Genomic DNA, 13,566 nt, shown 5'->3' with positions numbered 1-13,566 from the left:
AGCCCTGGGTCAACTGCCCAGGGTTTGGCAAGGAGTAGCGAAGCATGTATGACCTAATCATCCGGCGCGCCAGGCTGGTGGACGACACCCTGGCCGATGTGGCTATTGAGGCGGGAAAGATTGCCGTCGTCGGGCAGTTGGCGGCCGATGCCTGCGCCCACAAACAACTGGATCTGGCGGGAAACTACCGCCTGAGCGCTGGCTGGATCGACTCTCACGTACACTGTTATCCCTCTTCACCGATTTATCATGATGACCCGGACCTGGTGGGTGTGAGCAGCGGCGTCACCTCGGTGGTGGATGCTGGCAGCACCGGCACTGACGATATCGATGAATTCTATGCCCTGACGCGCAGCGCCAAAACCAACGTCTTTGCCTTCCTCAATATCTCGCGTATCGGTCTGCTAAGGCAGAATGAACTGGCTGATATGGGGGATATCAATAAGCAGCAGGTCAAGCAGGCCATCGACGGCAAGCCGGGATTTGTCATTGGTATCAAGGCGCGTATGAGCAGCAGCGTCGTGGGCCAGAACGGCACCAAACCGTTGGTGTTGGCCAAAGAGATCCAGCAGGAAAACCAGCAACTGCCGCTGATGGTGCATATTGGCAACAACCCGCCGGATTTGGACGAGATCGCCGATCTGCTGACCCAGGGCGACATCATCACTCACTGCTACAACGGTAAACCGAACCGCATTCTGACCCCGGCAGGTACGCTGCGCGAGTCGATCCAACGCGCGTTAAAACGTGGCGTGTTACTTGATGTAGGCCACGGCTCGGCCAGCTTCAGCTTTGAGGTTGCCCGCCAGGCCATCGCGCTGGGGATCTTCCCGCACACTATCAGTTCCGATATCTACTGCCGTAACCGTCTGGCTGGCCCCGTGCACAGCCTGGCGACGGTAATGTCCAAATTCTTTACCGTTGGGCTTTCTCTGGCGCAGGTCATTGGCTGCGTGACGGAAAATGCCGCTGCGGCGTTGCGCCTGACCACCAAGGGGCAGCTGAAACCCGGCTTTGATGCCGACCTGACCATTTTTGATCTCCGCCAGGGGCCGCAGGTGTTTGCCGACTCCGAAGGGGAGTCCGTGAATGGCGAACAACTGTTGGTGCCGCTGGCTGCTGTGGTGGCCGGGGAAGTCCTATTAACCGATCAAGGAAAAGCCGCTCATGTCTTCAGTTTATGAAAAATATAACTTAAAGCAGGTGATCAATACTTCCGGCCGCATGACCATTCTCGGCGTTTCTACGCCACGCCAGGAGGTGATTGACGCTGTGGATTACGGCCTGAATCATTACTTTGAAATCAAGGATCTGGTCAACAAGACGGGCGCCTATATTGCTGGCCTGCTGAATGTGGAGGACGCGGTGATTGTTTCCTGCGCTTCTGCCGGTATTGCCCAGTCGGTGGCGGCGGTGATCGTCAAAGATAACGCCAACCTGTTGGTCAACCTGCATTCCGCTACGGTGAACGAGCCGCGCGAGATCGTGTTGCCGCGTGGCCATAACGTCAACTTTGGTGCGCCGGTGGATACCATGGTCGCCCTCGGCGGCGGCAAGGTGGTGGAAGCAGGTTATGCCAACGAATGTTCCCCTGAACAGATTGAAGCCTGCATCACCCCGCAGACCGCTGCCATCCTGTACGTCAAGTCTCACCACTGCGTGCAGAAAAGCATTCTTTCCGTCGAACAGGCGGCCGTGGTGGCGCGTAAGCATAACCTGCCGCTGATCGTCGATGCCGCTGCCGAAGAAGATCTGATGTGTTACTACCAGATGGGTGCCGATCTGGTGATCTACAGCGGTGCCAAGGCTATTGAAGGGCCAACCAGCGGGCTGGTGATCGGCAAGAAGCAATACGTAGAGTGGGTGAAGCAGCAGTCAGGCGGTATTGGCCGGGCGATGAAAGTGGGCAAAGAGGGCATCCTCGGCCTGACGCAGGCTATCGAAAGCTACCTGACGTCGGAGAAAACCACCGGTGCGCAAATGGTAGAGCGCATGACGCCGTTTATCAGCCAACTGAATACCCTGAATGGCATCAGCGCCAAAACCGTCTGGGACAGCGCAGGGCGCGATATTGCCCGCGTTGAAATCACCTTTGATGAAGCGGTGTTGGGGATGTCGACTGTGGAAATCGTCCAGCGGCTGAAAACCGGTGATATCGCCATCTATTTCCGTGGCTACAAGGCCAACGAAGGCAAGATTGAGGTGGATGTCCGCAGCGTGAACGAGCAGCAGCTGATGACCGTCTTTACCTGTATTAAAAATCTGTTTACGGAGAACCAAGCATGAAGCTGAAGCCTAATTACTATAAAGACCGCGTTTGCCTCAACGTGCTGGCTGGCTCAAAAGCCAACGCGCAGGACATCTATAATGCGGCGCAGGGGCACGTGCTGGTGGGCGTTCTATCCAAAAACTATCCAGACGTTGAGAGTGCCGTGGCGGATATGTCGCGTTATGCACGCCTGATCGAGAACGCGCTTTCCGTAGGCCTGGGGGCTGGCGATCCCAAGCAGTCGAATATGGTCAGCCTGATCTCCGAGCAAGTCCAACCGCAGCATGTGAACCAGGTGTTTACCGGCGTCGGTGCCAGCCGTGCATTGCTGAAGCAAAACCAAACCGTGGTGAATGGCCTGGTTTCTCCGACCGGCCGTGTGGGCTGGGTGAAGATTTCCACCGGGCCGCTGAGCGCTCATGCAGCGGATGGCATCGTGCCAGTAGAGACTGCCATTGCGTTGTTGAAAGATATGGGCGGCAGTTCGATTAAGTATTTCCCGATGGGCGGCCTGAAGCATCAGGACGAATATGAATACGTGGCAAAAGCCTGTGCCGAGCATGACTTTATGCTGGAACCGACCGGGGGCATCGATCTGGAAAACTTCGAGCCGATCCTGGAGATTGCGTTGAAAGCCGGTGTGAAGCAGGTGATCCCGCATATCTACAGCTCCATCATTGATTCCACCAGTGGCGATACTCGCCCGCAAGATGTCAAAACTCTGCTGGAGATCACCAAGCGGCTGGTGGGGTAAACCCGCGGCCCCTCACCCCAACCCTCTCCCACAGGGAGAGGGAGCTGGTACGGAGTTGGGGTTAGGAGTGGTGTAAAGCAGTGGCATGTTCGATTTGATGCGGCGGTTGGATACTGGAGTTAAGTTGTGGCACGTTCGCTCCCTCTCCCACAGAGAGAGGAGGCTGGTACGGAGTTGTGGTTAGGAGTGGTGTAAAGCAGTGGCATGTTCGATTTGATGCGGCGGTTGGATACTGGAGCTAAGTTATGGCACGTTCGGTCCCTCTCCCACAGAGAGAGGGAGCTGGCACGGAGTTGTGGCTAGGTGTGGTGTAAAGCAGTGGCATGTTCGATTTGATGCGGCGGTTGGATACTGGAGTTAAGTTGTGGCACGTTCAGTCCCCTCTCCCTTCGGGAGAGGGTTAGGGTTAGGGTTAGGGTGAGGGGCATCTTTTTGTCCCTATCTATCGGTCAAAAGGATAACTATGCGAAACTGGCAGGCTTCGAAATTACGAATCGCTCCGCTGTGGAGCGCGCTGTCCCTGGCGTTGTTGGCTATCGCCAGCCCGGCGTTACATGCTGAGGATGCAATGAAACCCACGTCGTCTCATTTTGCCTATATTGGTACCTATAACCCGAACGGTGAGGGAGTTTATCGCATGCAGGTGGATGCGAAAACCGGGGCGCTGAGTGCCAAGACGCTGGTCAGCAGCCTGCCTAATCCGGCCCAGTTGGTCACCGATGCCAAAGGACAGACGCTATACGTTGCCAGCGAGGTGGCAGATTTTAATGGCACCCAGCACGGGGGCATTGTCGCCTATCGCATCAACCCACAGGACGGCAGCCTGACGCCGCTTAATCAGGTGGATTCACAAGGTGCGGGGCCGGTTTACCTTTCTCTGACGCCGGATGGCCGTCATTTGCTGGTGGCTAACTATGTCAGCGGCAGCGTTGCGGCGTTCCCGGTCGACAACGAAGGCAAGTTGGGTCCAGCCAGTTCTGTGCAACAAGATATTGGCCCTGCGGGCGCGGCCAAACCCGCCGCCGCGGTGGAAGGCAGCTTTGCCATCAGCGATCACAATGGCCCGCATGCGCATATGATCGCCAGCGATCCGAGCGGCAAGTTTGTGTTCTCTACCGATCTGGGGCTGGATCGTATCTACCAGTGGCGTTTCGATGCCGCCAGCGGCAAGCTGACGCCGAACGATCCGCCGTGGATCGCCGCCTCTTCCGCCGGAGCCGGCCCGCGCCACTTCATATTTCATCCAAATGGTAAAATTGTCCTACTAATCAATGAGGAAGCATCTACACTAACCAGCTACCGCTTTGATAGCCAAAAGGGGACACTGAAACAGTTACATGCAGTTTCAACGCTGCCTGCCGATTATAAGGGGACCAGCTTTGCCGCTGGCATTGCCTTGGCTGCGGATGGTAAAAATCTGTATGTCGCCAATCGCTTGCACAACAGCATTGCGCAGTTCAGCGTAAGCGGTGAGGGCGAGCTGAAACCGGTGGCAGAGACCTGGACGCGAGGTGATTATCCGCGCACCATCACCCTGGATCCGAGTGGCCGTTATCTGTATGCCATGAATCAGCGTAGCGATAACGTAACCCGCTTTAGCGTAGACCAGCTCAGCGGTAAGCTCAGTTTTGTTGAAGGCTACACCCCGGTGGGCAGCCCTTCACAAATAGTGTTCTTGCCAGCTGCGAAGTAACCAGTTGCCCGCCTGACCCCTTAGGCGGGCACGTTCATAACGGAAAGAGAATGGTGAGATTTCCCTACCCACGTTTGGCATCGCTGTTCGATGCCTTGCAGTCCGAAACGTTGCCGCAGGACGAGCTGGCAAAGCGTTTTGCCGTGTCTACCCGCACGGTACGCGCCGATATCACCGCGCTGAACGATATTCTGGAAAGTTATGGTGCGCAGTTTGTCCACAGCCGCGGGGCAGGATATCGCCTGCAGGTTGATGATGAGGCCCGGTTTAGCGCACTCCAGCATCGGGAACGTAAACAGCACGCCACGCCGCGCAGCGCGCAGGAGCGGGTGCATTATCTGTTGATTCGCTTTTTGACCTCAGCCTTCTCGATGAAGCTGGAAGATCTGGCCGATGAATGGTTTGTCAGCCGGGGTACGCTGCAAAACGACATGGCTGAGGTGAGGGAGCGTCTGGCGCATTACCAGTTAACCATCGAGACCAAGCCGCGCTACGGTATGAAGCTGTTTGGTGCGGAAATGGCGATCCGCTCCTGCCTGACCGATCTGTTGTTTCAACTGCATCTGGCGGATGCGGAAAACCCATTGCTGAACAATGACATCCTCCATCAGCCGCAGGTACTGACCTTTGCCGGACTGCTGCACCCATTGCTGTCGCAATATGCCATTCGTCTGACCGATGAGGGCGAGCAATACCTGATCTTCTACTGTGCCGTGGCGCTGCGGCGCATCATGGACGGCTATCCGCTACAGGCTTTTGACGTGGAAGACGGTGATGATGCAGTGCGCAAAGCGTCAACCTGGCTGGCGGGTGAATTGAGCAAGGCCACGGGTAAAGAGATTGCGGCGGCGGAAGAGGCCTATTTGCGGGTCAACATCGCTGCCAGAAGAGTGCAGGAAGTACAGCCGACCAAAATCAACGCCGATGACGAAGAGGCGCTGGTGGATTACATCCTGTCCTACATCAACTCGCACTATAACTACAACCTGCAGAACGACAAGCAGCTGCGGGCCGATCTGCTCACCCATATCAAAACCATGATCACTCGGGTGAAATACCAGATCAATATCCCGAACCCGCTGTTGGCCAATATCAAGCAGCATTATCCGATGGCCTATGATGTGACGCTGGCGGCGGTATCGAGCTGGGGTAAACACACGCCTTATACCCTGAGCGAGAACGAAATCGGCTACCTGGTGCTGCATATTGGCGTCGGCCTGGAGCGGCACTACAACATTGGTTATGAGCGCCATCCGCAGGTGATGCTGGTGTGCGATACCGGTAACTCTACGGTGCGGATGATCCAGGCCCAGATTGCGCGCAAGTATCCGCAACTGGTGGTGACGCGCATCGTTTCGCTGCGTGATTACGAAATTCTCGCCAGTATCGACGAAGATTTTATCATTTCCAATGCGCGCATCAGCGAGAAGAACAAGCCGATTGTGGTGATGTCGCCGTTCCCAACGGAGTATCAGCTAGAGCAGTTGGGCAAGCTGGTGCTGGTCGATCGTACCAAGCCGTATATGTTGGAAAAATTCTTTGATGCCAGCCACTTTATGATCGTCAACGAGCCGTTAACGCAGGAGCAGCTGTTTAGCAAAGTTTGCGCTCAGTTGGAGCAGGAAGGCTATGTGGGCAGTGATTTCTACCCTTCGGTCGTTGAGCGGGAGGACATCGTTTCTACCCTGCTGGGGGAGGGGATTGCTCTGCCGCACTCTCTGGGGCTGTTGGCGAAAAAGACCGTTGTGGTCACTCTGCTGGCACCACAGGGCATTCCGTGGGGAGAAGGTGAGGTGGCACACGTCATTTTCTTGCTGGCAATCAGCAAAAACGATTATGAGGAAGCGATGGCGATCTACGATCTGTTCGTCACCTTTGTGCGCGAACGTTCGATGACCCGCCTGCTGGGCAGTGACAATTTCGACAGCTTCAAAGCGGTAGCGTTGGACTGCCTGAGCCGCATTTAACGGCTTCCCCCTCTGAAGGCAGAGGGGGAGCACCGCATTAATCGTCTTTCTTCTTGCCGAATATCTTCATCAGCGCGCCGACGATCAGCCCCAGGGCGATGCCGCCTAAAATCCAGTCAACCAAACTCATTGTTGTGCTCCTGCGATCCTATAGTTCTGATTATATTATCATTCAATCAAGAACGCCCCATCGATCATTACTCTCCGTTGCTCGGTAGTGTAGCTGAGCCAGGAATTCTTGCTGTTGGACTTCTCCAGTACGATGGCCAGTTCCGCCTTGCTAAGGGATAGCTCGTCCTGCCAGAACGGGGCGATGGCGTGGCGAGTGATAAAGTCGATCAAAAAGCGCGCCGGGCTGTCCTGCTCTTCAGGGAATAGCCGCAGGGCCAGTTCGGTCATTAATGCACGTTGCTGCGGCTGCTCGCTTTCCCCCAGCAATTCAAGAAACGGCAGCAGCAGGCGGCCGCACACCTGGCCGTGGTGGTAATCACGCAATGCCCCTATCTCACCCGCGATGCCGTGGATCACACCTAAGCCAGCCATACTCAACGTCAGGCCACCCAGATAGGAAGCCTGCATAATCGCTTCGCGGGCCTCATCGCTCTGTTTCAGCACCGGCCAGGCGCAAAGGAAGTGATGGATACCGCTCAACGACATCTCGCGCGACAGGCTGCTGGCGGTCTTGGAAAGGTAGGCTTCAAACAGATGGGTGAAGGCATCGATAGCGCAATAGGCCAGGACATGGTCTGGCGCTCCCTTCAGCAGGTCAGGATCGAGGATCGCCACCTGCGGCACAAAGTTATTATGCCGCAATGAGGCTTTCACCTTGGTGACCTGAGTATCGGTGATCACTGCGTTTTGCGTTACCTCGCTGCCGGTGCCTGCGGTGGTAGGGATGGCGATCAACGGCAGCGTTGCGCCACTGATTTTGCTGTCACCCACTTTTTCCATGTAACGCAGGGTTGGCAGCGGGTGTTCGATCAGGGCAGCGAACGCCTTGGCGGCATCCAGCACGCTACCTCCACCGATGGCGACCACTCTTTGCACTTGGCCTCGCCAGCGAGCCACCCATTGGTCGATTTCTTGCGGGGAGGCCTCATGGGCGACAATTTCTCTGCCCACCAGCAACGGCGTCAGCGCCGGGGCCAGTTCAGCATAGAGGGGACCGTTAAGAAACGATCGGCAGGTGAACAGCAGCGTAGTGTGCGACTCGGCCTGGAGCAGTGGGATCAGTTGTTGGATGCTGCCCTTGCCAAACCAGGCCTGCCGGTTGGCGATCATCAGACTAGTGGTCATGCTCTCTCCTTGGCGCATTTGGGCATCGAAACCACAGCATAATTCAGCCTGGCTAGGCGAACCAACGCTTTTCCGTCGCTTAACGCGAAATTGTTAAGATATTAATCAACTCGAATTGTGTGGTTAATCGTTGCAGGGGCCTAACTTGTGATTTGATTAACATGTAAACAGTAATACCCTTGCATTCTGGCCAATTGAATGCTTTTTATAGCTTATTGGCCCAATGTCGGTCGCTGATGCGTTGCGAAAAGTTGATTGTTAATTTGTTAATGATTTCGGGGGCGAAATGAATATTCAGGTCGAAAGATTATCGGCGGTGATCGACGCAGTAGCGAGCCGCCAATTCTATGCCAGCCTCCTGGTTTATCTGGAGGGCTTCTTCGCCTTTGATAATGCCATCGTCTATGCCTTCGAATATGGTCAGGCACCGCGCTGTCTGATGAAAACCGAGAAAGAAAACAGCGATGCGGTAAACCAGATTTACCAGCAGGGTGCTTACCTTGAAGATCCCTTTTACCAGGCGCTGAACGGCGGCGGCCATGGCGATGTGTTTACGCTGCGGCAACTGGCTCCCTGTGGTTTTTACCAAACGGATTACTACCGTAACTTTTACCGTAAAACCGGCTGGCACGACGAGGCAGGCGTATTGCTGCAACTGACGCCGGAACGCGGACTAGGCATCTTTTTCGGCTCGGCCCGGCAAACGGTCGGCGTGCGTTATCCCCAACTGGCTGACCTGCGTGGCGCGTTGACGCTGGTAAAAAGCGTGGCGCGGCTGCATGGGGAAGTGGTGGTTGCCGCTAATGTGCCCACTCCCTCCGCCCCACTGGTAGATAGCGCAGCCCAGGCGCGCTATGCGTTAAGCCCGCGTGAGCGTGAGATCGTCGATCTTATCCTGAGCGGCAACGGATCGCAGCAGATCGCCGAACGGCTGTTTATCAGCCTGGGCACGGTAAAAAATCATCGTAAGAATATTTACGGCAAGCTGAATATTGGTTCTCAGGCCGAGTTGTTCAGCCTGTTCTTGAGTACCCCCCTGCGCCGTACGGCATAATGTTAAAAAAGTGTTGCGAATATCCCTAAAGGGACATAGCCGCCTGCCCACGCTCTGCTGATAATCCAGGCTAAGGCAATGGGTAAAGGGAGTGCAGCAATGAATAATCAAATCGAATCGTTAACCTACTACGCGGCGACCAAGAAATACGATCTGCGCTTCCCCACGCTGGAAGAGGATCTGGATGTTGACGTGGTGATCATCGGCGGTGGCTTTTCCGGCATTAATACGGCGTTGGAACTGGCGGAAAAAGGCATCACCAATATCGCTATTCTGGAGGGCCGCCACCTGGGCTATGGCGGGACGGGCCGCAACGGTGGCCAGGTAATGGCCGGGATCGGCCACGATCTGGAGAAGATCAAACGTCACGTTGGTCCGGCAGGGTTAGAAACCATCTTCAAGATCAGCAACCTTGGTGCCGGGATTATCCGCGAGCGGATTAAAAAGTACGCCATCGACGCCGATTTCTGCTTTGGTTATGGCTACCTCGGCAGCAACGCCAGGCAGGAAAAGACCCTGCGCTCCTGGCTCAAAGAGTTCAAAGCGGTCTCACCGGATGAAGAGATCGAGCTCTATACCGGCTCCGAAGTGAAGCAGGTGGTAGGGTCTGATGCTTATACCTGTGCGTTGAAACATATGGGAGGGGGCCACGTTCATTCGCTCAACCTGCTGTTGGGGGAGGCGCAGGCACTAAGTGGTTACGGGGTGAAAATCTTCGAAAACAGCAACGTGCTGAATGTGGAATACGGCCCGCGCATTACCGTGCGTACCGCCATGGGATCGGTACGCGCCAACAAGATGCTGTGGGCATGCAACGGCTTCCTCAACGGCATGGATCCCTTTATCTACAAAAAGACCATCAATACCTACGCCTTCCAGTTAGCGACAGAACCGCTGTCTGACGAGCTGATCCACCAGATCAGCCCAATCCGTGGGGCTTACAGCGATATCCGGCCGGTGATCGACTATTACCGCGTCACCAACGAGAACCGCCTGCTGTTCGGCAGCGCTACCCGGCTGGTCGAATATATTCCTTCAGACCTGAAGGCCTGGAACCGCAACCTGATGCTGAAGGTTTTCCCGTATCTGAAGGATGTGAAGATCGACCTGGCCTGGGGCGGGCCGCTGTGTTGCAGCGCCAATCTGTTCCCGCAGATCGGCACCCTGCCGCAGCACGATAACGTGTTTTACGTGCAAGGCTATTCCGGCTTTGGGGTGACGCCGAGCCATATCGTTTGCAAGGTGTTGGCGGAAGGAATGAGTGAGGGATCCGATCGTTATGACCTGATGAGTTCGATCCCGCACGTGGATATTTTTGGCAAAGACAAGCTGCGCCGTGTGATGACCACCGCGGGCAAGGTTTGGCACCAGACTTCCGGCTACTGGAAGGGGCGTCGTTAGTTCTGACCCCCTTATTACTGATCTAAAAGGAAAAAACCATGAAACCATTACTGCTTAAGCAAGCGCTCCCAGAACTGCAACAGATTGGCAGCGTCAGCAACCTGGGGGCCACGGTGGTCGCCGGTGAACCTAACGTCGGCGTGGCGATGATTTTTGGCGCCCCAACGGACAACCTGAATTGCGGTGTCTTCAGCTGCACCCGTGGCACCTTCGTGATGGAATACCCGTTTGCGGAACATGCCACGGTATGGGAAGGCACGGCAACGCTGACCAATGAGAACACCGGCGAGTCGGTACAGTATCAGGCCGGGGATTCCTGGTTTGTTGAGAAGGGCACCCCAGTACGCTGGGAAATCACCTCCGATCGTTTTGTGAAGCATTATCTGGCGATTGTCGAAGGCTAACCCGTAAGGAGGGCGATACGATGACGGATATTACACTGTTGCCACAGGTCACGGCATTTCTGGACCGCCAGCAGGGCCATTACATTCATGGGCAATCCGTAGCCGGGGCAGGCGTAGAAAGGTTTGCGGTGGTTAACCCGGCAACCGGGCTGGCTATCGCGCAGGTGAATGAAGGCAGCCAGGCTGAAGTCGATGCGGCAATGCAGGCGGCCTTTGACGCTTTCCACGGTAGCTGGGCACAGGTTTCGCCCTTGGAGCGTGGCAACTGCCTGACGCGCCTGGCCGATCTGTTGCAAACCCATCGAGAGGAACTGGCGCAGCTGGAAAGCCTGTGTTCCGGCAAAACCATTCAGCTGTCTCGCGGGCTGGAAATCGATATGGCCTCGCAGTTCCTGCGTTATTTTGCTGGCTGGTCGAGCAAAATCAGCGGGGAAACGCTGAACGTTTCATTGCCTTCCTTCCAGGGTGAGCAATACAGCGCATTTACCCGGCGTGAGCCGTTGGGCGTGGTGGTCGGCATCATTCCGTGGAACTTCTCGATCATGATCGCCATCTGGAAGCTGGCTGCGGCGCTCACCTGCGGCTGTACGGTGGTGCTCAAGCCGAGTGAATACACGCCGCTAACCATGCTGCGGGTGGCCGAGCTGGCAACGCAAGCGGGCATCCCGGCTGGTGCACTCAACGTGATCAACGGTTCGGGCGCTCGTCTTGGCCCTATGCTTATCGCCCATCCACGCTGTGCCAAAGTGACCTTCACCGGCTCGGTGCCTACCGGGATCGCGGTGGGGAAAGCGGCGATGGAGCAAGGGATTGTGCGTACCACGCTGGAGCTGGGGGGTAAGAATGCCGCCGCGTTTCTGGCGGACGTCTCGGTCGACAAGATGGTCGACGGCATTATCGAGGCGGGTTACCTGAATCAGGGCCAGATCTGTGCCGCAGCGGAACGTTTTTACCTGCCTGCCAGCCATATCGACGAGGTATTGGCAAAGCTGACGCAGCGTTTGGCGGCCATGAAGGTAGGCTCACCGCTGGATGAGAGCACGGAAGTGGGGCCATTGGCCAACGAGGCACATTACGGCAAGGTACTGGCGCTGTTTGACAAGGCAAGGGCTGATGGCAGCCAGATCGTCTGCGGCGGCCAGGCGTTGGCAGGCCCAGGCTTCTTTGTTGCGCCGACGGCGATCCGCGCTAACGGGCCACATGATGCCTTAATGCGCGAGGAGACCTTTGGCCCGGTGGGCACTTTCCTGGCCTATGAGGACGAAGAGCAGATGATCGCCATGATCAATGATTCGCCTTATGGCCTGGCCGCCAGCCTGTGGACTAACGATCTCAGCAAGGCGATGCGCATGATCCCGCGGATTGAAGTGGGCACCTTGTGGATCAACATGCACACCTTCCTCGATCCGGCGTTGCCGTTCGGTGGGGTGAAATCGTCGGGGATGGGCAGAGAGTTCGGCAGTGCGTTTATCGAACATTATACCGAGTTGAAATCGGTGATGATGAGATATTGACAGCTAGACGGGCGCAGCTTGCAGCGCCCTACAATAGTGAGGTTATTTGTCGGGGGATCAGTCTTCGTCGAAGCCTGAGTTGAACAGCTCAATCACTGCTGCCAGCGCTTGTTCTTCCTGCGGCCCGGTAGCTTCAATTTCGATCTGGCGGCCCTGGGCGGAATCCAGCATCAGCAGCGCAATTACGCTGCTGGCTTCCGCTTCGGTGCCGCTGTCATTACGCAGCAGCACTTCGGCGTCAAAACTCTGCACCAGTTCAAACAGTTTCATCGCCGGGCGTGCATGCATGCCCAGCTTGTTCTTGATCTCAACCGTCTGCTTGACCGTCATTGTTGTTTACGCTTTTCCAGTGTGCGGTGACGTGATTGCACGTTCTTGCCGCGTGAACGGAAATAATCTGCCAACTGTTCAGCCACGTACACCGAACGGTGCTTACCGCCGGTACAGCCTATGGCGACGGTCAGATAGCTGCGGTTGTTGGTCTCCAGCATCGGCAGCCACTGTTCCAGATAGCTACGAGTCTGGTAGATGAAGTTGTGCACTTCGGTGTGGCGATCGAGGAACGAGGCCACGGGCTTATCCAGGCCGGTCATCGGGCGCAGTTTAGGGTCCCAGTGCGGGTTGGGCAGGAAACGGACGTCGAACACGTAATCGGCATCAATAGGAATGCCGTGCTTGAAACCGAAGGATTCGAACACCATTGTCAGTTCGCGTTCGCGCTTGCCCAGCAGACGGGTACGCAGCATTTCTGCCAGTTCGTGCACCGACATTTCCGAGGTATCGATGATCAGATCGGCACGGGAACGCAGCGGTTCCAGCAGATCGCTTTCTTCATCGATCGCACTTTCCAGCGACAGGTTCTTGGCAGACAGAGGATGCAGGCGACGGGTGTCGCTGTAGCGGCGGATCAGAGTGTTGCGATCGGCATCAAGGAACAGCAGCTGCGGCGTGAAGCTCTCCGGCAGTTGGGTCATTGCATATTCAAACACTTCCGGCGATTCCGGCATGTTACGGACGTCGATGCTTACCGCAGCGGAGCTATTACGTTCGGCCAGCGTCTGGGCCAGCTGTGGCAACAACACCACGGGCAGGTTATCAACGCAGTAAAAACCCATGTCTTCCAACGCCCGCAAGGCGACGGATTTCCCCGAACCGGAACGGCCGCTGACAATCATCAGCACCATGTGGTAACTCCCCTGGCATCTCAATGGCGC

The 13,566-nt window shown here is 56.1% G+C and carries 12 protein-coding genes; 9 read left to right on the top strand and 3 right to left on the bottom strand.

Going from position 1 to position 13,566, the window contains the following annotated elements; translation table 11 throughout:
- Nucleotides 1–44: 44 nt before the first annotated feature.
- From IMQ33_RS13510 to IMQ33_RS13490, 5 genes are all read left to right on the top strand, one after another.
- Nucleotides 45–1,184 (top strand): amidohydrolase/deacetylase family metallohydrolase, encoded by a 1,140-nt coding sequence (locus IMQ33_RS13510; protein ID WP_196062326.1) that lies wholly within the window; start codon nt 45–47, stop codon nt 1,182–1,184.
- A complete protein-coding gene (locus IMQ33_RS13505) occupies nt 1,168–2,286 on the top strand; it encodes a DgaE family pyridoxal phosphate-dependent ammonia lyase (protein ID WP_024483728.1) in 1,119 nt (372 codons plus the stop codon). The genes IMQ33_RS13510 and IMQ33_RS13505 overlap by 17 nt, the downstream gene beginning before the upstream one ends.
- A complete protein-coding gene (locus tag IMQ33_RS13500) occupies nt 2,283–3,023 on the top strand; it encodes a KDGP aldolase family protein (RefSeq protein ID WP_024527928.1) in 741 nt (246 codons plus the stop codon). Before IMQ33_RS13505 ends, IMQ33_RS13500 begins: the two co-directional genes overlap by 4 nt.
- Nucleotides 3,024–3,486: 463 nt before the next feature.
- Nucleotides 3,487–4,716 (top strand): lactonase family protein, encoded by a 1,230-nt coding sequence (locus IMQ33_RS13495; protein WP_173408622.1) that lies wholly within the window; start codon nt 3,487–3,489, stop codon nt 4,714–4,716.
- 50 nt (nt 4,717–4,766) lie between these two features.
- A complete protein-coding gene (locus tag IMQ33_RS13490; protein ID WP_196062325.1) occupies nt 4,767–6,683 on the top strand; it encodes a transcription antiterminator in 1,917 nt (638 codons plus the stop codon).
- 168 nt (nt 6,684–6,851) lie between these two features.
- On the opposite strand, the gene IMQ33_RS13485 is transcribed toward IMQ33_RS13490, so the two are convergent.
- Complete coding sequence (locus IMQ33_RS13485; RefSeq protein ID WP_065684747.1) at nt 6,852–7,979, bottom strand: iron-containing alcohol dehydrogenase; 1,128 nt, start codon at nt 7,977–7,979, stop codon at nt 6,852–6,854.
- 286 nt (nt 7,980–8,265) lie between these two features.
- Between IMQ33_RS13485 and IMQ33_RS13480 the strand changes: the two genes are divergently transcribed.
- The 4 genes from IMQ33_RS13480 to IMQ33_RS13465 all read left to right on the top strand — a co-directional run bounded on the left by IMQ33_RS13480 (nt 8,266) and on the right by IMQ33_RS13465 (nt 12,352).
- A complete protein-coding gene (locus IMQ33_RS13480) occupies nt 8,266–9,033 on the top strand; it encodes a LuxR family transcriptional regulator (RefSeq protein ID WP_065684746.1) in 768 nt (255 codons plus the stop codon).
- A gap of 99 nt (nt 9,034–9,132) precedes the next feature.
- Nucleotides 9,133–10,434 (top strand): FAD-binding oxidoreductase, encoded by a 1,302-nt coding sequence (locus IMQ33_RS13475; RefSeq protein ID WP_024530613.1) that lies wholly within the window; start codon nt 9,133–9,135, stop codon nt 10,432–10,434.
- A gap of 38 nt (nt 10,435–10,472) precedes the next feature.
- Nucleotides 10,473–10,838 (top strand): cupin domain-containing protein, encoded by a 366-nt coding sequence (locus IMQ33_RS13470; protein WP_021180707.1) that lies wholly within the window; start codon nt 10,473–10,475, stop codon nt 10,836–10,838.
- A gap of 20 nt (nt 10,839–10,858) precedes the next feature.
- Entirely contained in the window at nt 10,859–12,352 is a 1,494-nt protein-coding gene (locus IMQ33_RS13465; RefSeq protein ID WP_196062324.1) for an aldehyde dehydrogenase family protein, read from the top strand.
- A 57-nt stretch (nt 12,353–12,409) separates the two neighbouring features.
- Here IMQ33_RS13465 and npr read toward each other — a convergent pair whose 3' ends face one another.
- Together npr and rapZ are read right to left on the bottom strand one after the other, a co-directional pair.
- Complete coding sequence (npr, locus tag IMQ33_RS13460) at nt 12,410–12,682, bottom strand: PTS phosphocarrier protein NPr (RefSeq protein ID WP_021180705.1); 273 nt, start codon at nt 12,680–12,682, stop codon at nt 12,410–12,412.
- Nucleotides 12,679–13,536 (bottom strand): RNase adapter RapZ, encoded by an 858-nt coding sequence (rapZ, locus tag IMQ33_RS13455; protein ID WP_021180704.1) that lies wholly within the window; start codon nt 13,534–13,536, stop codon nt 12,679–12,681. The genes npr and rapZ overlap by 4 nt, the downstream gene beginning before the upstream one ends.
- Between the last annotated feature and the right edge of the window lie 30 nt (nt 13,537–13,566).

This window comes from Serratia sp. Res13-Sevr-LER1-36-b, from assembly GCF_015673035.1.
Lineage (GTDB): Bacteria > Pseudomonadota > Gammaproteobacteria > Enterobacterales > Enterobacteriaceae > Chania > Chania fonticola_C.
Note: the sequence above shows the minus strand (reverse complement) of the source record. Positions and strands in the feature narration are given on the sequence as shown.